This is a genomic window from Pseudomonas sp. 3-2, assembly GCF_019710535.1.
Lineage (GTDB): Bacteria > Pseudomonadota > Gammaproteobacteria > Pseudomonadales > Pseudomonadaceae > Aquipseudomonas > Aquipseudomonas pharyngis.
In genome coordinates this window covers 6,152,242-6,176,757 of the sequence record NZ_CP081200.1, presented here as the reverse complement: position 1 = coordinate 6,176,757, position 24,516 = coordinate 6,152,242, and the positions used below count along the sequence as shown (strand labels likewise).

Sequence of the window (24,516 nt, the reverse complement as noted above, 5' to 3'; positions counted from 1 at the left end):
TAAGCCATGTCGTTGGCCTGCTCACGCTCCCTGTTCTTTATGGCTTTCACTGCGGGGATTCTGGCCCTGGGAGCTTCTTATTACCTCGAATACGCGGTCGGTCTGGTGCCCTGCAGCCTGTGTCTGGTCCAGCGTCTGTTCATGTGTATGCTCACCACTTTTTGTGGTGTGGCGGCGGTCCATGGGCCGCAGCGTGTCGGTCTGTCGCTGTACTGGATGATGGCGTTGCTGACCAGTCTTGGCGGGATGACGGCGGCCTGGCGACAAGTACTGTTGCAAAGTGATTCCCTGCAAAGGCTGGCGCATTGCGGGCCAGGGCCGGAGGAAATGTTCAGCAGCCTGCCGTGGTTATGCGCACTGATGCGTATGTTCAACGACACTGCCGATTGCACGGAGTTGTCCTGGACACTGTTCGATTTGAGCATTCCGGAGTGGAGCCTGCTGTTCTTCGTGGGGATGTCGATCCTTGCCGCTTACCAGTTGCTGCGACAGGTCTGGATGGCTTTACAGCGACCACTTAGCGGCCAACCGTCGCACCCGGCGCTGGTCAGGGATTAAACACTTGTATGAACTTTCTCTCCTGCGTACCTTGAAGCCATAGGCGTGCGGGCATAATCTGGCCCGCACGTGTCATTGGAATTGTGTTGCTCGATGACGCTCTGCCCGGCCGCCTCTCAAAGCAATAGCCACAAGAAGAGGCGCGGGTGTAGGGCAGCATGACCCACAAGGGAAGAGAGATCACCATGCTCGAAAGTTGTCAGAATGCTCAGGAACGTTGGGGTGGAGTTCATCTGCTGATCGACCGCTGGCTGCAGGAGCGTGAGGAATTGATCGCTGCCTATGACAAGCTGGGCGCCAAACCTCAGGCGCTGTCCGAGGATCGAAAGCCTTTGCAGGAATTCTGCGGTGTGCTGGTCGATTACGTCTCGGCCGGGCACTTCGAAATCTACGAACAGCTGACGGGCGAGGCCAAGGCCTTCAATGACAAGCGCGGCCTGGAACTGGCCGAGACGATCTATCCGCGGATCGATGTCATCACCGAAAAGCTGCTCGCGTTCAACGACCTTTGTGATGAAGGCAAATGCGTTGCGGAGAAATTCAAGGAGCTGGGCGGCCTGCTCCACGAGCGCTTCGAACTGGAAGACTGCCTGATCGAAGTGCTGCATACCGCACACAAGGAAGAGGATTCGGTTCAGGCCTGAAACGAACCTCGCAAGACACAGAAACGGTGCGCCCCAAACGCACCGTTTTTTATTGGGCGATCAACTGGTCGCGCCGCGCAATTCCACTTCGAACACCAGCGGTGTGAACGGCGCGATCAAGTCGCCTGCACCGTCGGCGCCATAAGCCTGATCCGATGGAATCACCAGACGCCACTTCGCGCCGACCGGCATGTTTTGCAGCGCGGTGCGCCAGCCGGCGATCACGCTGTCGAGATTGAACCACTGCGGCTGGCTGTTCTGATCGAACACGGTGCCGTCCGGCAGTCGGCCGATGTACAGCACCTGCACTTTTCCATCCGGGCCGGCCTTCGTGCCATTCCCCGGCGCAAGCTCGGTCAGCAGGATGCCGTCGGCCAGCTCCTTTACACCCGGTTTGGCTTTTTCGGCGGTGAGAAAACGTCGCTCGTTTTCCATCGCGGCTTCAGTCGAAGGCATCGCCGCCTGCTCGGCCGTCTGCGATTCGTGATCGGCGAGGATCTGCTCGATGCGAGCCTCGCTCAGTGCCAGCGGCTTGCCTTGATAGGCCTGCTGCAGACCTTCGATCAACGCCTGGATCTGCAGCTGCGGCACTTCCTGACGCAGTCGTTCGCCGAGGCTGGCGCCGAGGCTGTAAGCCAGATCGTGAGCGTCATTCGCCGTCGTTTTTTCGTCGGCCTGAGCCACGGAAAAAATCATGCAGAGGGATAAAAAAAAGTAGCGCGACATGGGCACTCTCCATCCTGAATTGCGGTGGATTATGCCAGCGCGAACGTCTGCAACGGTGAACTGCTTTTGCCAATGCGCAGAAGTTTTTTGCAACCCTGCAACCGAGTGCTTTCGATACTGTCAACATGCCCTAGCGGCGGTAGCAGCAGAGGTCTAGTATGAGCCGCACTCACGTCAGCCAGGAGGTAAACCATGTCGGCCACCAAGAAGCCTGTAAACACTCCGTTGCATTTACTCCAACAACTCTCGGGCAGCCTGCTCGAGCATCTGGAAAACGCTTGCTCCCAAGCCTTGGCTGATGCTGAAAAACTGCTCGCCAAACTGGAAAAGCAACGCGGCAAGGCGCAAGAAAAACTGCACAAGTCCCGCACCAAACTGCAGGACGCAGCAGCAGCCGGTAAAGCCAAGGCGCAGACCAAGGCCAAGGCTGCCGTGAAGGAACTCGAAGACCTGCTCGATGCGCTGAAGGAACGTCAGTCCGACACCCGCAGCTACATTCTGCAACTCAAGCGCGATGCCCAGGAAAGCCTGAAACTGGCCCAGGGTGTCGGTCGTGTTCAAGAGGCTGTTGGCAAGGCGTTGTCCCTGCGTTCGGCCAAACCGGCAGCGGCACCTGCGAAAAAAGCAGCCGCCAAACCTGCTGCAAAAGCACCGGCCAAGGCTCCTGCAAAAGCCCCTGCAAAAGCCCCTGCAAAAGCGCCAGTGAAAGCCGCTGCAAAACCAGCCGCGAAGAAACCCGCAGCCGCCAGCGCTGCTAAACCTGCGGCCAAAACCACAGCGGCCAAACCCGCTGCCGCCAAGCCGGCTGCTGCAAAACCAGCCGCCAAACCTGCGGCGAGAACTGCTGCTGCGAAAGCGGCTCCAGCGAGAACTGCCGCTGCGAAACCTGCTGCCAAGCCAGCCGCCAAGCCGGCAGCAAAACCAGCCGTTAAAGCCGCCGCTAAACCAGCCGCCAAAACAGCTGCTGCCAAGCCTGCGGCGAAAACCGCTGCCAAACCGGTTGCTGCCAAACCTGCTCCCAAAGCGGCAGTGAAACCAGCGGCCAAGCCTGCGGTAAAAGCTGCGGCCAAACCCGCTGTAAAACCAGCCGCCAAACCGGCTGCCGCCGCCAAGCCTGCAACGACCGCCGCCAAGCCAGCGACCACCGCTAAACCGGCCGCCAAGCCAGCAGCGAAACCTGCTGCAAAACCTGCTGCAAAACCTGCGGTGAAAAAACCTGCCGCTGCCAAGCCGGCTGCCGCGAAACCCGCTGCAGTAAAACCGACCGCTGCTCCTGCTGCCAAACCTGCCGCACCGGCAACTCCGGCTGCGACCGCTGCACCTGCACCGGCCGCCACTACCTCGACCACCGCAACCACGCCATCGTCGGCGCCGGTGTCGAGCGTCGCCAGCAACCCGTCCAGCGCTTCCTAAGCGCCGGTCGCCGCGACGCGCAGCACTTGCAGCGCGTCGCGGTTCAGGTTGGCCGCAGGGCCGGCCAGCACTTCCAGCCAGTCACTCGATTCCTTCGAATTCCGCTTCCAGCCTTGTGCGGCGCCTTCCAGTCGCGACAGCAGAGCACGTTCCGCTTCCAGTTCCAGTCCCTTGATCTGCTCGCGCATCCCCTTGAGCACCGGATCGGTTTCGGCCAGCGCTTTCCACTGCATGCGCAATGTGCGCAACGGTTGCACCACCTCCCGGTCCCAAGGCTCTGTCAGTTCAAGAAGTTGCCGGGCTCGCACCTCGTTGCAGGTGGCATCGCGTTGTTCCAGCCATAAACCGCACAGCATCAGGCACACGTTGGCCCCCGCCGATTGCAGGCGCAGGCAGGCATCCTCCACGCCGGGACGGGCGTAGACGGCAAGGGCAAAGCTCCACAGGTCAGAGGACATCGTGCTACTCGCGCCAGTTGCGGGGGAAGCTGGTAGACTCCGCCGCCATTATGATCCGACTTCAGAACCTGACTTTACAGCGTGGCCCGCAACGTCTGCTAGAAGACGCCGAGCTGACCCTGCACGCCGGCCACAAAGCCGGCCTCATCGGTGCCAACGGCGCCGGCAAATCCAGCCTGTTCGCCTTGCTCCGCGGTGAGTTGCACCCGGACTCGGGCGACTGCCTGCTGCCGGCCGACTGGCGTATCGCCCACATGCGCCAGGAGGTCGACACGCTCGAGCGCCTGGCGGTCGACTATGTGCTCGACGGTGACCTGCGCCTGCGCGAAGTGCAGCGCGAGCTCGCGGCAGCCGAAGAGGCCCACGACGGCACCGCGCTGGCCCGCCTGCACGCCGAACTCGACAGCGCCGACGGCTACACCGCCGATGCGCGGGCGCGCAAGCTGCTCGCCGGCCTCGGTTTCACCAACGAGCAGATGGATCGTCAGGTAGGAGATTTCTCCGGTGGCTGGCGGATGCGTCTGAACCTTGCGCAGGCTTTGATGTGCCCATCGGACCTGTTGCTGCTCGACGAGCCGACCAACCACTTGGACCTCGACGCCATCATCTGGCTCGAAGAGTGGCTGAAAAGTTACCCCGGCACCTTGCTGCTGATTTCCCACGACCGCGATTTCCTCGATGAAGTCGTCGATCACGTGGCCCACGTCGATCAGCGCAAGCTGACGCTCTACCGTGGCGGCTACACCGCGTTCGAACGCGCCCGTGCCGAACGTCTGGCCCAGCAGCAACAGGCCTACGAGAAGCAGCAGGCGCAGCGTGCGCACATGGAAAGCTACATCGCCCGGTTCAAGGCCCAGGCCACCAAGGCCCGTCAGGCCCAGAGCCGGATCAAGGCGCTGGAGCGCATGGAAGAGCTGTCGGCGGCCCACGTCGATTCGCCGTTCGACTTCGTGTTCCGCGAGTCGACCAAGATCTCCAGCCCGCTGATCGACCTGTCCGATGCGCGCCTGGGTTACGGCGAGAAAACCGTGCTGGAGAAGGTCAAGCTGCAACTGACCCCCGGCGCGCGGATCGGCTTGCTCGGCCCCAACGGCGCGGGCAAGTCGACCCTGATCAAGAACCTTGCCGGCGAACTCGAACCACTGGCCGGGCGCCTGACTCGCGGTGAGAACACTGTGGTTGGTTACTTCGCCCAGCATCAGCTCGACTCGCTGGATTCCAAGGCCAGCCCGTTGCTGCACTTGCAGCGTCTGGCGCCGACCGAGCGCGAGCAGACCCTGCGCGATTTCCTTGGTGGTTTCGACTTCCGCGGCGCACGGATCGACGAACCGGTGCTGAATTTCTCCGGTGGCGAAAAGGCTCGTCTGGCTTTGGCGCTGATCGCATGGGAACGGCCGAACCTGCTGCTGCTCGACGAACCGACCAACCACCTCGACCTGGAAATGCGCCTGGCGCTGACCATGGCGTTGCAGGAATTCAGCGGCGCGGTGTTGGTGGTTTCCCACGATCGGCATCTGCTCAAGAGCACCACCGACAACTTCTTCCTGGTCGCGGACGGCAAGGTCGAGGAGTTCGACGGCGACCTTGAGGACTACGCCCGTTGGCTGGTCGAGTACCGTCAGCGCAACGCCCCGGTCAGCAACACACCGGTCAACCCGGACAAGACCGACAAGAAGGCCCAGCGTCAGGCTGCCGCTGCGTTGCGTCAGCAACTGGCGCCGCACAAGCGCGAGGCTGACAAGCTCGAAGCCGAGCTCGGCAAGCTGCACGAGAAACTGGCGAAGGTCGATGCCAGCCTCGGCGACAGCGACCTCTACGAGCCGGCGCGCAAGAACGAATTGCGTGACCTGCTGGCCGAACAGGCCAAGCTGAAAGTCCGCGAAGGCGAACTTGAAGAAGCATGGATGCAAGCCCTGGAAACGCTGGAAAGCATGCAGGCGGAGCTGGAGGCGTTGTCCTGATGGACGCCTTCAGACTTCCATTGCCGGCGATGTGGGCCGAGCCGATCTGGCTCGGTGTGCAGATTCTGCTGATTCTGTTGGCCGGCTACTTCGCCCAGCGCGTCGTCGCCCGATTCCTGACTCGCCTGGGCGAGAAGTATCCGTTCCCGCCGCAGTTGCTGATGCCGCTGCGCGGCGGTCTGCGCTGGCTGATCATGGGCAGTGCGCTGATCTTTGTGCTGGAGCGTCTCGGGGTGTCGGCCACGGTGCTCTGGACCGCGCTGTCGGGCTTCGTCGCGGTGGCGGCGGTGGCGTTCTTCGCCATGTGGAGCGTGCTGTCGAACCTGCTCTGCGCGATTCTGATCTTCACCGTTGGCCCGTTCCGTCTCGGCGACGTCGTCGAACTGGTGGACACCACCGACAAGCCCGGCGTCAAAGGCCGGGTGGTGGCGATCAATCTGCTCTACACCACGCTGATCGAAGCCGAAGAACTCGGCACCGGCAGCGCCATGGTGCAGGTGCCCAACAGCCTGTTCTTCCAGCGTTCGGTGCGCCGCTGGCGCGGCACTGATGTGTTCCCTTCCAGCGGTTTCGAAAAGTGATCGGACGCCGGCCACATTGGTCGGCGCCCGCAACATCCTGCAAAAAATCGGTGGTCATCCAGCCAATTCCGCATTAGCTTTGAGGATTGTCACGAGTCCGAGTCGAGGTGTGCGATGGAGCTTCAAACATGGCTGGCGTTTTTTGCCGCCTGCTGGGTGATCAGTCTTTCTCCGGGTGCCGGCGCCATTGCGTCGATGTCCAGCGGTCTGCAATACGGTTTCTGGCGCGGTTACTGGAACGCCCTGGGCCTGCAGATCGGCCTGGCTGTGCAGATTGCCATCGTCGGCGCCGGTGTCGGCGCGATCCTCACCGCTTCGGCCACTGCGTTCCACGCGATCAAATGGTTCGGTGTCGCGTATCTGGTTTATCTGGCAATCAAGCAGTGGCGCGCACTGCCGATGGACATGAGTGACGACGCGGCGGTCCGGCCGATCGGCAAGCCGCTGGCGCTGGTGTTCCGTGGTTTTCTGGTGAACATCAGCAACCCCAAGGCCCTGGTGTTCATGCTCGCGGTGCTGCCGCAGTTCATCAATCCGCATGCGCCGCTGCTGATCCAGTACGTGGTGATCGGCGTGACCATGATCGCGGTCGACCTGATCGTCATGGCCGGCTACACCGGTCTGGCGTCGAAGGTGTTGCGCCTGTTGCGCACACCGACCCAGCAGCGACGCATGAACCGCACGTTTGCCGGGCTGTTCATTGGCGCTGCGGCGTTCATGGCGACATTGCGCAAAGCGGCCGCATAAAGCGTGCAGCCACAAAAAAAGGCGACCTGAGAAGGTCGCCTTTTTCGTTTCCGGCAGTCGGTCAGTGAAGAATCACTGGCGCCGTATCACGCGGCAGATTGTTGCGCTGCTGCGGTTCGCGCGGCTGCTCGTAACCGCCACCGCCGAGCTGCATGCTCAGCTGTCCGGCCACGTCTTCGCCCAGCGCCTTCGAAACATCGCGCACCACCCGCGGGCGGTTGAGCGAGATCTTGATGTCGCGGTGGTTCACCAGTTTGGTGTCCTGCGCTTCGCCCATCGCCGTGAAGGCCGAGGTGATTTCGAAGGTCTTGGTGTTGATCAGGCTGAAATCGGCCACCAGCGTCAGGCCCAGCACGGCGGAATAGCTGTCGGTGTTCGCCAGCTCGTTTACGTCCTGGGTGAAGTCGATGTCCGACACCGTGCCGAACAGCACGTAGTCGGCACCCTTGAAGTTGCCGGCCTTGATCCGCTTGATCACGTCGTAGACGTCACCCTTGGACGACGCCGTGTACGGCGTGCCCTGCACCAGCTGGAACATGCCGGTACGCAGGATTTCACCCTTGATGTCGCCGGTGAACTTGCGCAGCTCGGTCTGTTCGATGTAGCTGGTGGTGGCTTCGAGCTCGTTGTAGCTCGAAGAACCGCTGGAACTGTAGTAGCCCTCGCGGTAATTGCTCTGGGCCGAAACGATGTGGATGTATTGCTCCACACGTTCCTGATACGCCAGATCCGTCACCGCGACTTTCGGGGCCGCCTGCACGCTGAACGCGCAAGCCAGGGCCATCATGCCAATCCATGTGCGCATCGATTAACGCTCCGTGGTTTTGCGGATCTCTTTCTCGTCCATCCACTCGGCCAGACCGCTTTCAACGTCGATCAGTTGCAGGCTGAATTTGTAGAAGACGTCCTTGTAGTCGCTGCTGCGCTTGACGATCGAGCTGATCGAACCTTCAAGACGGTATTTGGCGGCGATCATGTTGCCAGTCTTGGCCACGGTGCTTTTCTTGTACAGGCCGCTCTGGTTTTGCAGCTTGAGCTGGTCGACCTGGCTCTGCATCGCGGTGTTGTCGCTGGCGAAACGGGCGGTGCCGGACTTCATCAGCTGGGTCTTGATGCTGGTGGTGATTTCGCGGGTGTCGATGTATTCGCTGGTCTTGTTCTTCACGTCGTAGACCTGCACCACAGGACGACCCTGCAGAATGCCGGACTGGGCCAGGGAACGGGTCATCGACTCGGCGATCATCTGCAGGTCGGTCGAACCGAACTCGTTGGTCACGGTTTCAACGGCCTTGGTGTCGCCGTAGCTGATGTTCTTGCTGCCCAGGGTCGGCGAAGTGTTGGCGCAACCGCTGGCCAGCAGGGCGAGGACGGCGATGAAGGAAAAGCGTGCAAACATGGGAATGCTCTCTGAATCGGGAATAGGGTGTCGGGCTTAAGGCGTCTTGAGTTCCAGACGGAAGTCCACGGCTTTGGGCGTCGGGGCGATGCCCTGGATGAAGCTGGTCTGGGCGCCGTACATCATCTGGCTCTTCCAGACTTCTTCTTCGGCGATCGGGAAACCTTCCGGCCCGAGCCAGGCGAAGCGGTAGTAGAACGTCTTGTTGCTGTTGAGGGTGTTGCTCAACTGCACGTTGACGGTCATGAAGCCGTTTTCGCGGGCTACGCGCATCGCGCCGACCACGATGTGTTTCTGCGGGCCCATGGCCACGACCTTGCTCGCGGCACTGCCCGGCTCCGGTGGTGGCGGGGTGGCGCAACCGCTCGCCAGCAGGGCGAGGGCGGCGACGGCGATGAGTTTGAAGCGCATGCAAAGACTCCGTTCTTAAGGTTGTTTGAGGCTGGCCACGGCGGTAGCGCCAGCGCTCGGGGTGACGTGGGCGGCGAGGCCGGCAGCGAACACCTGATTGCCGACGGCGCGCAGGGTGATCACCTGATAACGCTGATCGACGGTGACCTTGACCTGAGAGCCACCGACGGCGCTCGGCAGAGTGACCAGGTGCTCACCTTTCTTCAAGCGCAGACGTACAACCTGAGTCATGTCCGGCAGAGTACGCCACGTACGGGTATCGGCACCTTCGAGCACAGCTGAAGAAATACCCACAGCCAGGCCCGCCAGCGGGTTGGTTTCGTTGATCTTCTTCTGCGCTACACCTTTGGTGATCGCGCGCACGGTGGTGCGCAGGATGATCCCCGGCATGTCATCGCGCAGGGCGCGGCGGGACATGGCGGTGGTGCTGTTCAGCGCGGTCAGGTCGACCTGCTGGCCATCGACACCGATCTGCGCGAACGTCGCGGTGGAGGTGTCGGGCTTGATGATCGGGAACGACAGCGGAATAATCACTACGTTGTTGGAGATTGGCAGCGGCAACGGCACGCGGATCGAATCGCGGGCCGGCGCCAGACCGCTTTGCACCACGATCAGGATGTCGCTGTCGTCGCTCTTGACCGGCTTGTCGAGGTTGACCAGCGCCTGCTCCAGCAGTGGCGTGTTCGGGCGCAGTTCGGCAGCCTTGCGATAGCCCGGCGCAGCGAGGTCTTTTTCGCCCAGAGCTTCATAGACGAAACCGGCCAGGTAATGGCTGAACGCACTCTGGTAGCTGTTTTTCAGGCCGACCACTTCCGGCGCGTCGAGGCTGGCCACCGGGTAGCCCTGCAAATCCTTGTATTCGGTCTTGATGCCTTCCTTCTCGGCTTCCTCTTCGCTCTTGAGGTATTCCTTGTCGCGCAGGTCGGCGATCACCGCTTCACGTTCGTGAGTCTTCTTGATCGCGGTGCGGGCGCCGTCGAAGTCGTTGACCGCCAGCAGGTTCAGGGCCATCTGCGTAGTCAGCATGACTTTTTCGTAGTCGTAGCCTTCGTAGCGGCGCACCTTGTCGTTGACCAGGAAACTGCCGAACTGGGCCAGGTACTTGTCGGTGTCGAGTTTGACCGAGTCTTCCCACTTGCCCACCACCTGGTCGGCGCTGGTCCAGGCATTCTGGCTGCCGGACAGATCGCCCTTGGCGCGCAGCAGTTCACCTTTCTCGAAGTAATAGAGCAGGTCTTTGTCCGGGCCGGTGTTGTTCTTTTCCAGCAGAGTCAGGGCGGCGTCGACGTTGCCGGTGGCCAGTTGCTGGTTGGTCTGGGCCAGTTCGGAATCGTAGTTGCGAAACGCCGAACAGCCGGACAGCAGGGTGACAGCGCTGAGCGCAATCAGAGTGGGAGCGCGGAATGCCATGGGTTACTTCTTCCATGAGTAGCGACAGCCTCGGGTGCGGGTCGGGCTGCTGGGACCGATCGGCAGTGGCACTGGCCTCCTGCCAATTCCTCATAAAAAGAGGAGCTTTAATGCCGCAACGCGATAGCGCGGGCGCGGCATTATAAGCGGGCGATGCTGGCTATGTAATAGCTTTTTAATTGCACTGGTTGGTTGGGTGCCATTACTTATCTGGCAGTCTGGCATTGCCGATTACGTTGGCGATATCTCTCAGAACTCGCAGGTTGACCAATTGGTGATCGCGATCGATGCGCAGGGTGACCGATGACGCTCCGGGTGCATTGGGCGCATTGAATTGGTGATCGCCTTTCTTCAGCCGTATGCGCGCCACCAATGTCTTGTCGGGGAGCGTACGCCACGTTCGGGTGTCGGCCTCCTCAAAGGGGTCGTGCTCGGTGACGACCAGCGAGGCCTTGGCCGGATTGCGTTCGTTTTCCTGAGCCTGCGAGATGGCGGCCATGTTGGCGCGGAACATTGCCCGGGAAATGATCGCCGGCATGTCATCGCGCAGCGTACGAAACGCCATGTCGGTGACGCTGTTGATCACGGTCAGCGGGCGTTTGCGGCCATCCACCAGGATGTGGTCGAACGCTGGTGTGACGGTGTCCGGCACCAGGATGGGAAACGAGATCGGCGCAGTAATGACCAGATTTTCATTGAGCCGCACCGGGATCGGCACCGTTACCGAGCTGCGGGCCGGCGCCAGACCGCTCTGGACGACGATCAGAACATCGCTTTCATCATCCTTGGCCGGTGGCTGGTCGAGATTGCGCAGCGCCTGTTCGAGGAAGGGCGTGTTCGGGCGCAACTCGATTGCCTGGCGATAACCCGGTGCGGCCAGATCCCGTTCACCCAGCGCTTCATAGGTGAACCCGGCCAGGTAATGGCTGAAAGCACTCTGGTAGCCGTTCTTCAGTTCGATAACCGCTGGCGCGTCCAGGGTGGTGACGGGATAGCCTTTCAGGTCCTTGTAATGAACGGCGATACCCTGAGCCTTGGCCTGCTCTTCGAGTTCTTCATACTGGCGCTCACGCTGGCGGGCGATCAGTGCTTCACGTTCGTGGGTCTTCTTGATGTCTGCCCGGGCGCCGTCGAAATCGCTTTCGCCCAATTGGTTGAGGGCCATCTGTGTGGTCAGCATGACTTTTTCGTAGTCATAGCCTTCGTAGCGGCTGAGCTTGTCGTTGACCAGCAGGGTGCCCATTTCATAGGCAAACCGGTTGAGCAGCTTCATGGGGGCGGAAGGCACGGCTTCTTCGCGCTGGAACACCATCCGGTCTGCGCTGCGCCAGGCTTTCTGGCTCTGCGGGCGGGCGTTGGCGAAGCTGAGAATCGAACCCTTCTCGAAGTAGTAGAGCAGGTCCTTGTCTTCCCACGGGTTGTGCCACTCCAGCACATCGAGGGCACCCTGATAGTCGCCGAGCATCAGCCGGTCGTTGGTTTGCTGCATTTCCAGGTCGTAATTGCGGTAAGCCGCGCAGCCGCTCAGTTGCAGGATCGTGCTGATTAACACCGGGAGTAGCAGGCGTTGGCGCATGGAGTGCAGCTCTTCCTGGAGCAGAGAGGCGAAAGGTGAAGGATTATAGGGGTGGGCAGTGGCCATGTGCCGGGTATTGGAGAGAAAGCTTGAGGGAATCGCGCTCGAAGTGAACAATATGTAACTTCGCATTTCCACTTGAGACTCATTCATGACTGCCGCGTCCCGATTTCTGGCCTGGCTGGTGTTCCCGCTGTGCGCCCTGAGCAGCTTCAATCTGCTGGCCGACACCGTGGAAGGCGCGCCGCAAGCGTTGCACCTGCTGGATTACATCAGCGCCGATTACCCGCCGACGGTAGCGGCAGGCAAGGTCATCGACGATGGCGAATACCGCGAGCAACTGGAATTCACCCAGGTGCTGCAAGGGCTGATCGCCGGCCTGCCGGCCAAACCGGAGAAAGCGGCGCTGGAACAGGGCGTCAGCGCCTTGCACGCCGCGATCACGGCGAAACAGGACGGTGCGGACGTGGCCCGTCAGGCCCGACAACTGGGGGCGAAACTGGCGGTGGCTTATGAAGTCAGCCAGGCCCCGATCATCACGCCTGATCCGACCCGTGGTGCGCCGCTCTACGCGCAAAACTGCTCGGTGTGCCACGGCGACGCGGGTGCCGGCGACGGCCCGGCAGGTCTCGGTATGACGCCGGCGCCGGCCAATCTGCGCGATGCTGCGCGGATGGATCACCTGAGCCTGTATGCGATCTACAGCACCCTCGGCCAGGGCGTCGAAGGCACGGACATGCCGGCGTTTGCCGATCAACTGGACGACCGTCAGCGCTGGGATCTGGCGACCTATATCGCGCAGTTCAGCGCCGATCCGGCCACGGCCAAAGCCGACAAGACCTACAACATTGCCGATCTGGCCCGCCAGACCCCGGCCGAGGTGCAGGCTGCCGAGGGCGCTGAAGCCGCCGCGATCTTCCGTGCGCAACGGGCGCAGCCGCCGCAGGTCAAGCGCGGCCCGGCGCAGTTGCTCGACTACACCGCCGCGACCCTGGACAAGAGCCTGGCGGCGTACCGTGCCGGTGAACACGATCAGGCTTACGACCTGTCGGTGGCGGCGTATCTGGAAGGCTTCGAACTGGTCGAAAGCTCGCTGGACAACGTCGACGCCAACGTGCGCAAGGACACCGAAAAATCCCTGATGGCCTATCGGCAATCGCTGCAGGACGGCTTGCCGGTGGAGCAGGCCGAACAGCGTCTCGATGCGGCCAAGGCCAAACTCAAGGAGTCTGCCGGCCTGTTGGGCAGCGATGGATTGAGTTGGTCGCTGAGCTACATCTCCGGGCTGTTGATTCTGCTGCGCGAAGGTCTGGAAGCGATTCTGGTGCTGGCGGCGATCCTCGCGTTCCTGCGCAACACCGGCCAGCAATCGGCGGTGCGCAGCGTCAACGTCGGCTGGGGTCTGGCATTGCTGGCCGGTCTCGGGACCTGGGCGCTGGCGGCGTACGTGATCGATGTCAGCGGCTCTCAGCGTGAACTGCTGGAAGGCGCCACGGCGCTGTTTGCCAGCGTCATGGTGTTGTGGCTCGGGGTGTGGATGCACGACCGTCGCCACGCGGCAGCCTGGCAGGATTACATCAAGCAGAGTCTGGTTGGCGGAGGCGGGCGTTTCGGTTTCGCGATCCTGGCGTTCTTCTCGGTGTACCGCGAGCTGTTCGAAGTGATCCTGTTCTACGAAACCCTGTGGCTGCAGGCCGGTCCTGCCGGGCACAACGCGGTGTTGGCGGGCGGTGCGACGGCGCTGGTGCTGCTGTTCGGTCTGGCGTGGGTGATCCTGCGCGGTTCGGCGAAACTGCCGCTGGCGCTGTTCTTCAGCATCAACGCCGCGCTGCTCTGCGCGTTGTCGGTGGTGTTCGCCGGTCACGGCGTGAAGGCGCTGCAGGAAGCCGGGATCTTTGGCACCCGGCCGGTGGCATTCTTCGATTTCGACTGGCTGGGGATTCATGCCGACGCCTATTCGCTGACGGCGCAGGCCGTGGCGATCGCGGCGATCATCGTGCTGTATGGCCGCAGTTGGGTGGCTGAAAAGCGCCGCATGGCGGCTTGAGATGATGCGCGTATGGATCGATGCCGACGCCTGCCCGAAGATGGCCAAGGAGTTGGTGGTGAAGTTCGCCCTCAAACGCCGCTTCGAAGTGGTGCTGGTGGCGGGGCAGCCGCAGAGCAAACCGACGCTGGCGATCGTCAAGCTGATCGTGGTGCCGAGCGGCCCGGATGCGGCGGATGATTATCTGGTGGAGCATGCGGTGCCGGGTGAACTGGTGATCTGCAGCGACATTCCACTGGCCGACCGTCTGGTGAAGAAGGGCGTTGCAGCGCTGGACCCGCGCGGCAAGGAGTTCGACGCGCAGAACATGGGTGAGCGGCTGGCGACACGCAACCTGTTCACCGACCTGCGTGAGCAAGGCCAGGTCACTGGCGGCCCGGCGCCGTTCGGTGACCGCGAGAAGCAGGCGTTCGCCAATGCGCTGGACCGGATCCTCACCAGGCTCGCCCGCAAAACCTGAACATTACACAAATCCCTTGTGGGAGCGGGCTTGCTCGCGAAGGCGGTGTGTCATTCAACGAATAGTTGTCTGACCTGACGTCTTCGCGAGCAAGCCCGCTCCCACATTGGGTGTGTATTCGACCAAGAGATCAGGCGTCGTTTTCGTGGGTCAGCTCTAGCACCCGATCCACCAGCTTGTTGATCCCCGAAGCCGCCTCGCTGATCGACTGCGCCAACATGTAAGCCGGAGTGGTCACCAGTTTGCGCGCCTTGTCTTCGATGATGTCGGTTACCGCGCAGTCTTCGTGGGTGGCGCCCATCTTGTTCATGGCGGCGACGGTGTCGGCGTCGTTGCCGATGGTGCAGGTCACGCCGGGGCCGTAGATTTTCGCGGCCAGCGCCGGCGAAATGCAGATCAGGCCCACCGGTTTGCCCGCTTCGGCAAAGGCTTCGGCCAGCGCCAGTACTTGCGGCTGCACGGTGCAGCCGGCGCCTTCGATGGCGAAGTTCGACAGGTTCTTCGCCGCACCGAAACCGCCTGGCACGATCAGCGCATCGAAGTCCTCGACATCGGCCTCACGCAGATCCTTGACGTTGCCCCGGGCGATGCGAGCCGATTCCACCAGCACGTTGCGCGACTCGGGCATTTCTTCGCCGGTCAGGTGATTGATCACATGCAATTGCGCGATGTTCGGGGCGAAGCACTGCACCTGGGCGCCGCGCTGGTCGAGGCGCAACAGGGTAATGACGCTTTCGTAGATCTCGGCGCCGTCGTAAACGCCGCAACCGGACAGGATCACTGCAACTTTTTTGCTCATGGGTTTCTCTCCAGATTCATGGCGCTAAATGTCCTCTAATTTGTCGTTCGTTGCCATAGGATCAAGCCGCGGCTACACCTAGGATCTGTGCTACAGATTCCGACCAGGGCGCGTCATGAACTTCATCCTGTATGCGGTACCGTTTTTCTTCGTGTTGATTGCGGCGGAACTCATCGCCGACCGCTGGCGCGGGATGAGCAACTATCGCCTGGCCGATGCGGTGAACAGCATCAGCACCGGGGTGTTGTCGACCACCACCGGCCTGTTGACCAAGGGCGTGGGCCTGGTGACCTATGGGTTTGCCCTGGAGCATCTGGCGCTGGTCAGGTTGTCTGCGGACAGCGTCTGGGTCTGGGTGTTTGCCTTTGTCTTCTATGACTTCTGCTATTACTGGCTGCATCGCATGGGCCATGAACGGAACATTCTCTGGGCGGCGCATTCGGTGCATCACCAGAGCGAGGACTACAACCTTTCCACGGCCTTGCGCCAGACCAGCACCGGGTTCCTGCTGAGCTGGATCTTCTACCTGCCGATGGCCGTGCTCGGGGTGCCGCTGCTGGTGTTCGTCAGCGTTGCGGCGCTGAATCTGCTGTATCAGTTCTGGGTTCACACCAAACACATTCCCAAGCTCGGCTGGTTCGAGTGGTGCTTCGTCACGCCGTCCAATCATCGGGCCCACCATGCACAGAACGCTCTCTACATGGATCGCAACTACGGCGGGGTGTTCATTATTTGGGACCGACTGTTCGGCTCGTTCCAGGAGGAGGACGACAACGAGCCGGTGATTTTCGGCGTGACCACGCCGCTGGCGAGCTGGAATCCGCTGTGGGCCAACCTGCAGTTCTACGCGCAGCTATGGGATGACGCGCGCCGGGCCGAGCGCACGTGGGACAAGCTCCGGATCTGGTTCATGCGCACCGGCTGGCGTCCGGCGGACGTTGCGGCGAAGTACCCGATGAACAAGCCGGATCTGAGTCAGTTCCGCAAATTCGAAGTGCCGCTGGACAGTCGTCAGCAGTGGTACGTGGGGTTGCAGTTTGGCGTCTATGTGGCGCTGGGCAGTTATCTGATGAATCTGGAACACAGTCTGCCCACCGGAGCATTGCTGCTCGGCTGGGGCGCGGTGGCGTTCGGTTTGTTCGTGTTGGGCGTAGCCCTGGAGAATCGCCCGTGGGCGGCGAAGCTGGAAGTGTTGCGGCTGGCATCGAACCTGCCGCTGGTGTGGCTGGCGCCGCTGGTCGGGCTCTGGCCGGCCAGCCCGGGGATATGGGTTGGCCTGCTCAGTTACAGCCTGCTCAGCGGCATCGGGCTGTATTGCTGTCGCCAGCGACTTACTCGGCTGGCGTCTTAGGATCGGCGGCGTTGGTCATTTCGGCTTTGTGCCGTTCGGCCTTGGCCAGCAGCTCGGCCTGTTCTTCCTCGTAAACCTTTTTCGCCAGCCGGGCATTCTTGAACCGGCGGCGCAGCCATAGGCCCAGGCCGAGCACCAGCAGCGCGCCCAGCACCCACAACTCATACTTCTTGATGCTGCCGAGCATGCCTTCGAGCACGGCGCCGAAATGGTAAGCAGCGGCGGCCAGGGCGGTGGCCCAGATCGCGGCGCCGATACCGTTGAGCAGCAGATAACGTCCCGGCGGATAGCCCGAGAGGCCGATTGCCACCGGCATCACCGTGCGCAGTCCGTACACGAAGCGAAAGCTCAAGACCCAGATGTCCGGGTGCTTGCGGATGTGTTCCAGCGCGCGGTCGCCCATCATCTGCCAGCGCGGTTTGCGCGCCAGCAGCTTGCGCCCGTGCTTGCGGCCCAGGAAGTACCACAGCTGATCGCCGGCATAGCTGCCGAAGAACGCCACGACCACCACCAGTTTGATGTCCATGTATTCACGGAACGCGAGGAAGCCCGCGAGCACCAGGATGGTTTCGCCTTCGAAGAACGTGCCGAGAAACAGGGCAAAGTAGCCGAAGTCATGCAGAAATTGTTGGAGCATTGTCTGGGTGCTGGCGAAATGAACGCGCAGCCTAACCCTTCGGACACATTCAGGAAAGTGTCGAAATGTGTCTCGACGTGAACATTTCCTACACGGACAATGGAAAGCGACTACCTGTCGCAGGGGTGCACATAACTGTCATACGACCGTCATAATGGCCATCTATAACTGTCACGCTCGCCCGTTTGCGCGGGCTCAGGAGTCTGCCGTGAGCTTTACCCCAGCCAACCGTCTGTTCCCTGCCACCCGCCTGCGTCGCAATCGCCGTGATGATTTTTCCCGGCGGCTGGTGCGTGAGAATGTGTTGACGGTCGATGACCTGATCCTGCCGGTGTTCGTCCTCGACGGTGAAAACCGCCGCGAAGCCGTGGCCTCGATGCCGGGTGTCGAGCGTCTGACCATCGACCTGCTGCTTGAAGAAGCCGCCACATGGGTCGAGCTGGGGATTCCGGCGCTGGCGCTGTTCCCGGTCACCCCGCCTGAACTCAAATCCCTCGATGCCGCCGAAGCCTGGAATCCCGAAGGTATCGCTCAGCGCGCTACTCGCGCCCTGCGTGACCGGTTCCCGGAACTGGGTGTTATCACTGACGTAGCCCTCGACCCGTTCACCACTCACGGTCAGGACGGCATTCTCGATGAAGAAGGCTATGTGCAGAACGACATCACCGTCGATGCACTGGTCAAGCAAGCCTTGTCCCATGCTGCTGCGGGCGCCCAGGTGGTTGCCCCGTCGGACATGATGGACGGCCGCATCCAGGCCATCCGCGAGGCGCTGGAACTGGCTGGCCACGTCAACGTGCGGATCATGGCCTACTCGGCCAAGTACGCCAGCGCCTATTACGGCCCGTTCCGCGACGCCGTGGGTTCGGCCGCGAACCTGGGCAAGGCGAACAAGGCCTCCTATCAGATGGACCCGGCCAACAGCGACGAAGCCCTGCACGAAGTGGGCGCGGACTTGTCTGAAGGCGCGGACATGGTCATGGTCAAACCCGGCATGCCGTACCTGGATATTTTGTTCCGGGTAAAAGATGCCTTCAAAGTGCCGACCTTCGTCTATCAGGTCAGCGGCGAATACGCCATGCACATGGCGGCGATCCAGAATGGCTGGTTGAGCGAAGGCGTGATCCTCGAATCCCTGACCGCCTTTAAACGTGCCGGCGCTGATGGCATCCTGACTTACTTTGCTGTCCGTGCCGCTCAATTGTTACGAGAGCAGAAATAGCCCTCCCAGGAACATTCGATGAATACCGAAGGACTCACTGAAGTTGCCGTAAAAGAAGCTCAACCCGTGGTCGAGCAGATTACCGAAACCCCGCCGGAACTGGAGCCTGCGCCACCCGCGCCGGCAACCGAGCCCGCCGCGGCGGTGCCGGCGATCGCGATTCCCGGCCTGGATGACAGCAGCCTGTACATCCACCGTGAATTGTCGCAACTGCAGTTCAACATCCGCGTGCTGGAACAGGCGCTGGACGAGTCCTACCCGTTGCTGGAGCGGCTGAAGTTCCTGCTGATCTTCTCCAGCAACCTCGACGAATTCTTCGAAATCCGCGTCGCCGGCCTCAAGAAACAAATCACCTTCGCCCGTGAACAGGCCGGCGCCGACGGCCTGCAACCGCACCAGGCCCTGGCCCGGATCAGCGAGCTGGTGCACGGTCACGTAGATCGCCAGTACGCGATCCTCAACGACATCCTGCTCCCGGAGCTGGAAAAGCATCAGGTGCGTTTCATCCGTCGTCGCCACTGGACGACCAAGATCAAAACCTGGGTCCGCCGCTATTTCCGCGACGAGATCGCGCCGATCATCACTCCGATCGGCCTCGACCCGACGCACCCGTTCCCGTTGCTGGTGAACAAGAGCCTGAACTTCATCGTCGAGCTCGAAGGTATCGACGCCTTCGGTCGCGATTCCGGTCTGGCGATCATCCCGGCACCGCGCCTGTTGCCGCGAATCATCAAGGTGCCGGAAGAAGTCGGCGGCCCTGGCGACAACTATGTGTTCCTGTCGTCGATGATCCACGCCCACGCCGATGACCTGTTCCAGGGCATGAAGGTAAAAGGCTGCTACCAGTTCCGCCTTACCCGAAACGCCGACCTGGCGCTCGATTCCGAAGACGTCGAAGACCTGGCCCGCGCCCTGCGTGGCGAGTTGTTCTCCCGCCGTTACGGTGACGCCGTGCGCCTGGAAGTCGCCGACACCTGCCCGAAACACCTGTCGGACTACCTGCTCAAGCAGTTCAACCTGAGCGAGACCGAGCTGTATCAGGTCAACGGTCCGGTGAACCTGACGCGTCTGTTCAGCATCACCGGCCTGGACAGCCATCCGGAGCTGCAATACACGCCGTTCACGCCGCAGATCCCGAAACTGCTGCAAAACAGCGAGAACATTTTCAGCGTGATCAGCAAGCAGGACATCCTGCTGTTGCACCCGTTCGAGTCGTTCACCCCGGTGGTCGACCTGTTGCGCCAGGCCGCCAAGGACCCGCACGTTCTGGCCGTTCGCCAGACCCTGTACCGCTCCGGCGCCAACTCGGAAATCGTCGATGCGCTGGTGGACGCCGCGCGTAACGGCAAGGAAGTGACGGCGGTCATCGAGCTGCGAGCACGCTTCGACGAAGAGTCCAACCTGCAACTGGCCAGCCGTCTGCAAGCGGCGGGCGCGGTGGTGATCTACGGCGTGGTCGGCTTCAAGACTCACGCCAAGATGATGCTGATCCTGCGCCGCGAGGCCGGTGAGATCGTGCGTTACGCGCACCTCGGCACCGGTAACTACCACGCAGGCAACGCCCGTCTGTACACCGACTACAGCCTGCTGACCTCCGACGACGCCTTGTGCGAAGACGTCGGCAAACTGTTCAGTCAGTTGATCGGCATGGGCAAGACGCTGCGTATGAAGAAGCTGCTGCATGCGCCGTTCACCCTGAAGAAGGGCATGCTCGACATGATCACCCGCGAGACGCAATTCGCGCTCGACGGTAAACCGGCGCACATCATCGCCAAGTTCAACTCGCTGACCGATCCGAAGATCATCCGCGCGCTGTACAAGGCCAGCCAGTCCGGCGTGCGCATCGATCTGGTGGTGCGCGGCATGTGCTGCCTGCGTCCAGGCATCGCCGGGGTTTCGCACAACATCCACGTGCGCTCGATCATCGGTCGCTTCCTTGAGCACACCCGAGTGTTCTACTTCCTCAACGGTGGCGAGGAGCAGATGTTCCTCTCCAGCGCCGACTGGATGGAGCGCAACCTCGACAAGCGCGTCGAGACCTGCTTCCCGGTGGAAGGCAAGAAGCTGCTGACTCGGGTCAAGAAAGAGCTGGAGCTGTACCTGACCGACAACACCCACAGCTGGAGCCTGCAATCGGACGGTCGCTACATCCGCAACACGCCGACCGGCAACCAGAACCCGCGCAGTGCGCAGGCGACGTTGCTGGAGCGGTTGGGCAGCCCGATTCTGCCGGTGAGCAGCTGACCGCAGGTTTCATAGCCATGAAAAAGGCGATCCATCCGGATCGCCTTTTTTGTGCCTGCCCGTTACTCAATGAACGGTCAGGACAATCCCCACCCGCGTCAGCCACTCCGCCTCAAGCCCGAAATCCGCCTGGGTCAGCTGATTTTCATCCAGCCAGTTCTCCGGGAATTCCACGTCGAGGTGGTTGCCATTTGCATGCAGCGTCACTTGCGGCATCGCCTGGGTGCCACGGATGTGGTGGAACAGGATGGCGAAACGCAGCAGCACGCACAGGCGGATCAGCTTGTCGCCGTCGTCGCCGAACTCGGCGAACTTGTCCTTGGGGATGTTGCGACGGTGGCCGCGCACCAGCAGGGCGAGCATTTGCTGGTCTTCGCGGGAGAACCCGGCGAGGTCCGAGTGCTCGATCAGGTAGGCGCCGTGTTTGTGGTAGTGATAGTGCGCGATGTCGAGCCCGACTTCGTGCACTTTCGCCGCCCAGCCCAGCAGTTCGCGCCAGATGCCGTCGTCCAGCTCCCAATCCACGGCCACTTGATCGAAGGCGTGCAAGGCTTTGCGCTCGACCCGTGCGGCCTGTTCCTGATCGACGTGGTAGCGCTCCATCAGCGAGGTCAGGGTGCGTTCGCGCACGTCTTCGTGGTGATGGCGGCCGAGCAGGTCGTAGAGCACGCCTTCACGCAGCGCGCCTTCGCAGTGGTCCATGCGTTGCAGTTCGAGGGCGTCGAAGATCGCTTCGAGAATCGCCAGACCGGCCGGGAAGATCGCCCGACGATCCGGCTTGATGCCTTCGAAATCGATCTTGTCGACATCGCCGAGCTTGAACAGGCGGCGCTTGAGCCACGCCAGGCCTTCGGCATTCACCTCGCCGGTGCCATGACCGCCGGCCTTCAGCGCCAGACCGATGGCGCGGATGGTGCCCGAGGAACCGATGGCTTCATCCCAGGTCAGGCGGTGCAACGCATGTTCGATGCTCATGATCTCCAGGCGCGCCGCCGTGTACGCCTGGGCGTAGCGGGCCGGGGTGATCTTGCCGTCCTTGAAGTAGCGCTGGGTGAAACTCACGCAACCCATTTGCAGGCTTTCGCGCAGCAGCGGTTCGAAACGCTGGCCGATGATGAATTCGGTACTGCCGCCGCCGATGTCGGCGACCAGGCGTTTGCCCGGGGTGTCGGCGAGGGTGTGGGACACGCCGAGGTAGATCAGGCGGGCCTCTTCACGGCCGGAGATGACTTCCACCGGATGGCCGAGGATTTCTTCGGCGCGGCGGATGAATTCGCCACGGTTGCGCGCCTCACGCAGGGCGTTCGTGCCGACGATCCGCACGGCGCCCAGTGGCATGCCGTTGATCAGTTGGGCAAAGCGCTTGAGGCAGTCGAGCCCGCGCTGCATGGATTCTTCGTTGAGCTGACGCTCATCGTCGATGCCAGCGGCCAGCTGAACCTTTTCTCCGAGCCGTTCGAGAATACGGATTTCGCCGTTCTGGGCCTTGGCCACGACCATATGGAAGCTGTTGGAGCCCAGGTCGATCGCGGCGATCAGGGACAGATTCTTGGCTTGGGATTGCGGCATGGTCTGGGGTCTCGGTCGATAACCCCGACATCGTGCCACGATCAAACGCTGCCGCCAACGCGCATGGTTCAAACCCTTGATTCAGCGCATAAAGTCTCAAGACCGCGGCGCGGCCATTCGCGGGCAAGCCCGCTCCCACAGGTTTTGTGTCGAACACAAAACCGTATCCCGCTAGAGAACCCTGTGGGAGCGGGCTTGGTCCGGGCGGCGATCCGACGATGAGGTCAGAAAAGTCCCTGAAAATCCTTCAGGCAGTCGCCTCGACGGTGCCAATGAAGTTCGCCAGTTCCGGCGTCTGCGGATCGGCAAACAGCACTTTCGGGTCCCCTACCTCGTGCACCTTGCCCTGATGCATGAACACCAGTTTGTCCCCGACCTCCCGGGCGAAGCGCATTTCGTGGGTGACCATGATCAGCGTCATGCCTTCCTTCGCGAGCTGACGAACCACACTGAGCACTTCGTTGACCAGCTCCGGGTCCAGCGCCGAGGTGATCTCGTCGCACAGCAGCACCTTGGGCGACATCGCGAGCGCCCGGGCAATCGCCACGCGCTGTTGCTGACCACCGGAGAGCCGTTCCGGGAAGGCGTCGAATTTCTCGCCCAGGCCCACACGCTCCAGCATCTGTCGCGCCAGTTCTTGTGCCTTGGCCTTGGGCACTTTCTGCACCACCTGCGGCGCGAGCATCACGTTTTCACCCACCGTCAGGTGCGGAAACAGGTTGAACTGCTGAAACACCATGCCGACTTTCTGCCGCAGGCTGCGCAGGTCGGCGCGGGCGGCGTCGAGGTATTCGCCGTCAACTTCGATCACACCGTCGTTGATCGACTCCAGACCGTTGAGGGTGCGCAGCAGGGTGGACTTGCCTGAGCCGCTGCGGCCGATGATCGCCACCACCTGACCTTCCTCGACGCTCAGGTCGATGCCTTTGAGCACGTGGTGATCGCCGTAATATTTATGCAGGGCAGAAATTCTAAGCAGAGGCATGCAGTCTCCTTTCCAGGTAGCGCGCACTGAGGGACAGGGGGTAGCAGAGCAGGAAGTAGCCCAAGGCAACGAGGCCGTAGACCATGAACGGTTCGAAAGTGGCGTTGGCGAGCATGCCGCCGGTCTTGGTCAGCTCGGTGAAGCCGATGATCGAGGTCACCGCGGTTCCCTTGACCACTTGCACCGAGAAGCCCACGGTCGGCGCCACGGCAATCCGCAGCGCTTGCGGCAGGATCACGTAGCGCAGTTGCTCCAGCGGATTGAGCGCCAGGCTCGACGAAGCTTCCCACTGACCATTGGGAATCGCCTCGACGCAGCCGCGCCAGATCTCCGCCAGATAAGCGCTGGTGAACAGGGTCAGGGCAATCGCCGCCGCCATCCACGGCGAAATTTCCACACCGGCCAGGGCCACGCCGAAGAACACCAGAAACAGCTGCATCAACAGCGGCGTGCCCTGGAACAGTTCGATCCAGGTGCGGGCGATGCTGCTGGGCAGCGGGTTTTTCGAGATGCGCATGATCAGGATCAGCAACCCGACGATACCGCCGCCGATGAACGCCACCAGCGACAGCGCCAGCGTCCATTGCAGGCCGGTCAGCAGATTGCGCAGGATGTCCCAGAACGTGAAGTCGCTCATTGGCTGCTCCTTGCGCTGCTTTTAGACAGATAACGCCGACCGAGCCAGTTCAACAGCTGACGGATCAGCAGCGCCATGCACAGATAAATGAGGGTGGTCAGGGCGTAGGTTTCAAAGGCGCGGAAGTTGCGCGATTGAATGAAGTTGGCGGCGAAGCTCAATTCTTCGGTGGCAATCTGCGAACACACCGCCGAACCGAGCATGACGATGATGATCTGGCTGCTCAGCGCCGGCCAGACCTTGCCCAGCGCCGGCAACAGCACCACGTGGCGGAACGCTTCGAAACGGCTCATCGCCAATGCCGCTGCGGCTTCCAGCTGCCCGCGCGGAATCGCCTGGATACCGGCGCGGATGATTTCGGTCGAGTACGCACCGAGGTTGATCACCATCGCCAGCACCGCCGCCTGCCACTCGGAAATCTGCACGCCGAGGGACGGCAGGCCGAAGAAGATGAAGAACAACTGCACCAGAAACGGCGTGTTGCGGATCAACTCCACATACACGCCGAAGATCGCCGAGAACGGGCGGATGTTCCACGCCCGCACCAGCGCCCCGACGATGCCCACGCCAACCCCGAAGAGTGCGCCGATGGCCGTCAGCTCAAGGGTGAACAGCGCCCCGCGCAAGAGCAGGTCGGTGTTTTCCACCACCGGCAAAAAATCGAACTGATAGGCCATGAAGGTC

General features: G+C 61.7%; 24 protein-coding genes. 11 read left to right on the top strand and 13 right to left on the bottom strand.

What is annotated here, in order from left to right:
• Positions 1 to 6: 6 nt before the first annotated feature.
• Both K3819_RS28145 and K3819_RS28140 read left to right on the top strand, forming a co-directional pair.
• Entirely contained in the window at positions 7 to 558 is a 552-nt protein-coding gene (locus tag K3819_RS28145; RefSeq protein ID WP_221398321.1) for a disulfide bond formation protein B, read from the top strand.
• A gap of 185 nt (positions 559 to 743) precedes the next feature.
• Positions 744 to 1,202, top strand: coding sequence for an Rsd/AlgQ family anti-sigma factor (locus tag K3819_RS28140; RefSeq protein ID WP_007951863.1), 459 nt, complete (start codon positions 744 to 746; stop codon positions 1,200 to 1,202).
• Positions 1,203 to 1,262: 60 nt separating this feature from the next.
• Here K3819_RS28140 and K3819_RS28135 read toward each other — a convergent pair whose 3' ends face one another.
• Entirely contained in the window at positions 1,263 to 1,928 is a 666-nt protein-coding gene (locus tag K3819_RS28135) for an FKBP-type peptidyl-prolyl cis-trans isomerase (RefSeq protein ID WP_039765295.1), read from the bottom strand.
• A gap of 192 nt (positions 1,929 to 2,120) precedes the next feature.
• Between K3819_RS28135 and K3819_RS28130 the strand changes: the two genes are divergently transcribed.
• Positions 2,121 to 3,341, top strand: a complete 1,221-nt coding sequence (locus tag K3819_RS28130) for an AlgP family protein (protein WP_221398320.1) — start codon at positions 2,121 to 2,123, stop codon at positions 3,339 to 3,341.
• On the opposite strand, the gene K3819_RS28125 is transcribed toward K3819_RS28130, so the two are convergent.
• Positions 3,338 to 3,799, bottom strand: coding sequence for a TIGR02444 family protein (locus K3819_RS28125; RefSeq protein ID WP_221398319.1), 462 nt, complete (start codon positions 3,797 to 3,799; stop codon positions 3,338 to 3,340). The two genes, K3819_RS28130 and K3819_RS28125, sit on opposite strands and share 4 nt — an antisense overlap.
• A gap of 50 nt (positions 3,800 to 3,849) precedes the next feature.
• Here K3819_RS28125 and K3819_RS28120 point away from each other — a divergent pair, with 50 nt between their 5' ends.
• The 3 genes from K3819_RS28120 (at position 3,850) to K3819_RS28110 (ending at position 7,088) form a co-directional block, all read left to right on the top strand.
• Entirely contained in the window at positions 3,850 to 5,760 is a 1,911-nt protein-coding gene (locus tag K3819_RS28120; protein ID WP_085612048.1) for an ATP-binding cassette domain-containing protein, read from the top strand.
• Entirely contained in the window at positions 5,760 to 6,341 is a 582-nt protein-coding gene (locus tag K3819_RS28115) for a mechanosensitive ion channel family protein (protein WP_221398318.1), read from the top strand. The genes K3819_RS28120 and K3819_RS28115 overlap by 1 nt, the downstream gene beginning before the upstream one ends.
• 114 nt (positions 6,342 to 6,455) lie before the next feature.
• The gene (locus tag K3819_RS28110) at positions 6,456 to 7,088 is read left to right on the top strand and encodes a LysE family transporter (protein ID WP_064600316.1); all 633 of its coding nucleotides are present in this window, start codon (positions 6,456 to 6,458) and stop codon (positions 7,086 to 7,088) included.
• 61 nt (positions 7,089 to 7,149) lie between these two features.
• Here the strand turns inward: K3819_RS28110 and K3819_RS28105 are convergent, their stop codons facing one another.
• The 5 genes from K3819_RS28105 to K3819_RS28085 form a co-directional block, all read right to left on the bottom strand.
• Entirely contained in the window at positions 7,150 to 7,893 is a 744-nt protein-coding gene (locus K3819_RS28105; RefSeq protein ID WP_221398317.1) for a penicillin-binding protein activator LpoB, read from the bottom strand.
• Positions 7,894 to 7,896: 3 nt separating this feature from the next.
• A complete protein-coding gene (gene lpoB, locus K3819_RS28100) occupies positions 7,897 to 8,484 on the bottom strand; it encodes a penicillin-binding protein activator LpoB (RefSeq protein ID WP_007951848.1) in 588 nt (195 codons plus the stop codon).
• 36 nt (positions 8,485 to 8,520) lie between these two features.
• Entirely contained in the window at positions 8,521 to 8,895 is a 375-nt protein-coding gene (locus K3819_RS28095; protein ID WP_011336502.1) for a YcfL family protein, read from the bottom strand.
• Positions 8,896 to 8,910: 15 nt separating this feature from the next.
• The gene (locus tag K3819_RS28090) at positions 8,911 to 10,305 is read right to left on the bottom strand and encodes a COG3014 family protein (RefSeq protein ID WP_221398316.1); all 1,395 of its coding nucleotides are present in this window, start codon (positions 10,303 to 10,305) and stop codon (positions 8,911 to 8,913) included.
• A gap of 202 nt (positions 10,306 to 10,507) precedes the next feature.
• A complete protein-coding gene (locus K3819_RS28085; protein WP_221398315.1) occupies positions 10,508 to 11,881 on the bottom strand; it encodes a COG3014 family protein in 1,374 nt (457 codons plus the stop codon).
• A gap of 151 nt (positions 11,882 to 12,032) precedes the next feature.
• Between K3819_RS28085 and K3819_RS28080 the strand changes: the two genes are divergently transcribed.
• Together K3819_RS28080 and K3819_RS28075 are read left to right on the top strand one after the other, a co-directional pair.
• A complete protein-coding gene (locus K3819_RS28080) occupies positions 12,033 to 13,928 on the top strand; it encodes an FTR1 family protein (RefSeq protein WP_221398314.1) in 1,896 nt (631 codons plus the stop codon).
• 4 nt (positions 13,929 to 13,932) lie between these two features.
• The gene (locus tag K3819_RS28075; RefSeq protein ID WP_221399737.1) at positions 13,933 to 14,388 is read left to right on the top strand and encodes a YaiI/YqxD family protein; all 456 of its coding nucleotides are present in this window, start codon (positions 13,933 to 13,935) and stop codon (positions 14,386 to 14,388) included.
• A gap of 130 nt (positions 14,389 to 14,518) precedes the next feature.
• Here the strand turns inward: K3819_RS28075 and elbB are convergent, their stop codons facing one another.
• On the bottom strand, positions 14,519 to 15,187 hold the full coding sequence (elbB, locus tag K3819_RS28070; RefSeq protein WP_221398313.1) for an isoprenoid biosynthesis glyoxalase ElbB: 669 nt from the start codon (positions 15,185 to 15,187) through the stop codon (positions 14,519 to 14,521).
• A gap of 115 nt (positions 15,188 to 15,302) precedes the next feature.
• On the opposite strand from elbB, the gene K3819_RS28065 reads away from it, so the two are divergent.
• Positions 15,303 to 16,538 carry a sterol desaturase family protein gene (locus K3819_RS28065; protein ID WP_221398312.1) on the top strand — a complete coding sequence of 412 codons (1,236 nt, stop codon included), beginning with the start codon at positions 15,303 to 15,305 and terminating at the stop codon, positions 16,536 to 16,538.
• Here the strand turns inward: K3819_RS28065 and K3819_RS28060 are convergent.
• Positions 16,519 to 17,175 (bottom strand): DedA family protein, encoded by a 657-nt coding sequence (locus K3819_RS28060; RefSeq protein WP_221398311.1) that lies wholly within the window; start codon positions 17,173 to 17,175, stop codon positions 16,519 to 16,521. The two genes, K3819_RS28065 and K3819_RS28060, sit on opposite strands and share 20 nt — an antisense overlap.
• A 208-nt stretch (positions 17,176 to 17,383) precedes the next feature.
• Between K3819_RS28060 and hemB the strand changes: the two genes are divergently transcribed.
• Both hemB and ppk1 read left to right on the top strand, forming a co-directional pair.
• Complete coding sequence (gene hemB / locus K3819_RS28055) at positions 17,384 to 18,397, top strand: porphobilinogen synthase (protein ID WP_064600301.1); 1,014 nt, start codon at positions 17,384 to 17,386, stop codon at positions 18,395 to 18,397.
• An 18-nt stretch (positions 18,398 to 18,415) separates the two neighbouring features.
• Positions 18,416 to 20,641: a polyphosphate kinase 1 gene (gene ppk1 / locus K3819_RS28050; RefSeq protein WP_064600299.1), complete on the top strand. Its 2,226-nt coding sequence runs from the start codon at positions 18,416 to 18,418 to the stop codon at positions 20,639 to 20,641.
• A gap of 66 nt (positions 20,642 to 20,707) precedes the next feature.
• Here ppk1 and ppx read toward each other — a convergent pair whose 3' ends face one another.
• The 4 genes from ppx to K3819_RS28030 form a co-directional block, all read right to left on the bottom strand.
• Positions 20,708 to 22,210, bottom strand: a complete 1,503-nt coding sequence (ppx, locus tag K3819_RS28045) for an exopolyphosphatase (RefSeq protein WP_039765323.1) — start codon at positions 22,208 to 22,210, stop codon at positions 20,708 to 20,710.
• 247 nt (positions 22,211 to 22,457) lie between these two features.
• Positions 22,458 to 23,195 carry an amino acid ABC transporter ATP-binding protein gene (locus tag K3819_RS28040; RefSeq protein ID WP_064600296.1) on the bottom strand — a complete coding sequence of 246 codons (738 nt, stop codon included), beginning with the start codon at positions 23,193 to 23,195 and terminating at the stop codon, positions 22,458 to 22,460.
• Positions 23,182 to 23,832: an amino acid ABC transporter permease gene (locus tag K3819_RS28035; protein ID WP_007951832.1), complete on the bottom strand. Its 651-nt coding sequence runs from the start codon at positions 23,830 to 23,832 to the stop codon at positions 23,182 to 23,184. The genes K3819_RS28040 and K3819_RS28035 overlap by 14 nt, the downstream gene beginning before the upstream one ends.
• A complete protein-coding gene (locus K3819_RS28030; RefSeq protein WP_039765327.1) occupies positions 23,829 to 24,509 on the bottom strand; it encodes an amino acid ABC transporter permease in 681 nt (226 codons plus the stop codon). Before K3819_RS28030 ends, K3819_RS28035 begins: the two co-directional genes overlap by 4 nt.
• Positions 24,510 to 24,516: the final 7 nt, after the last annotated feature.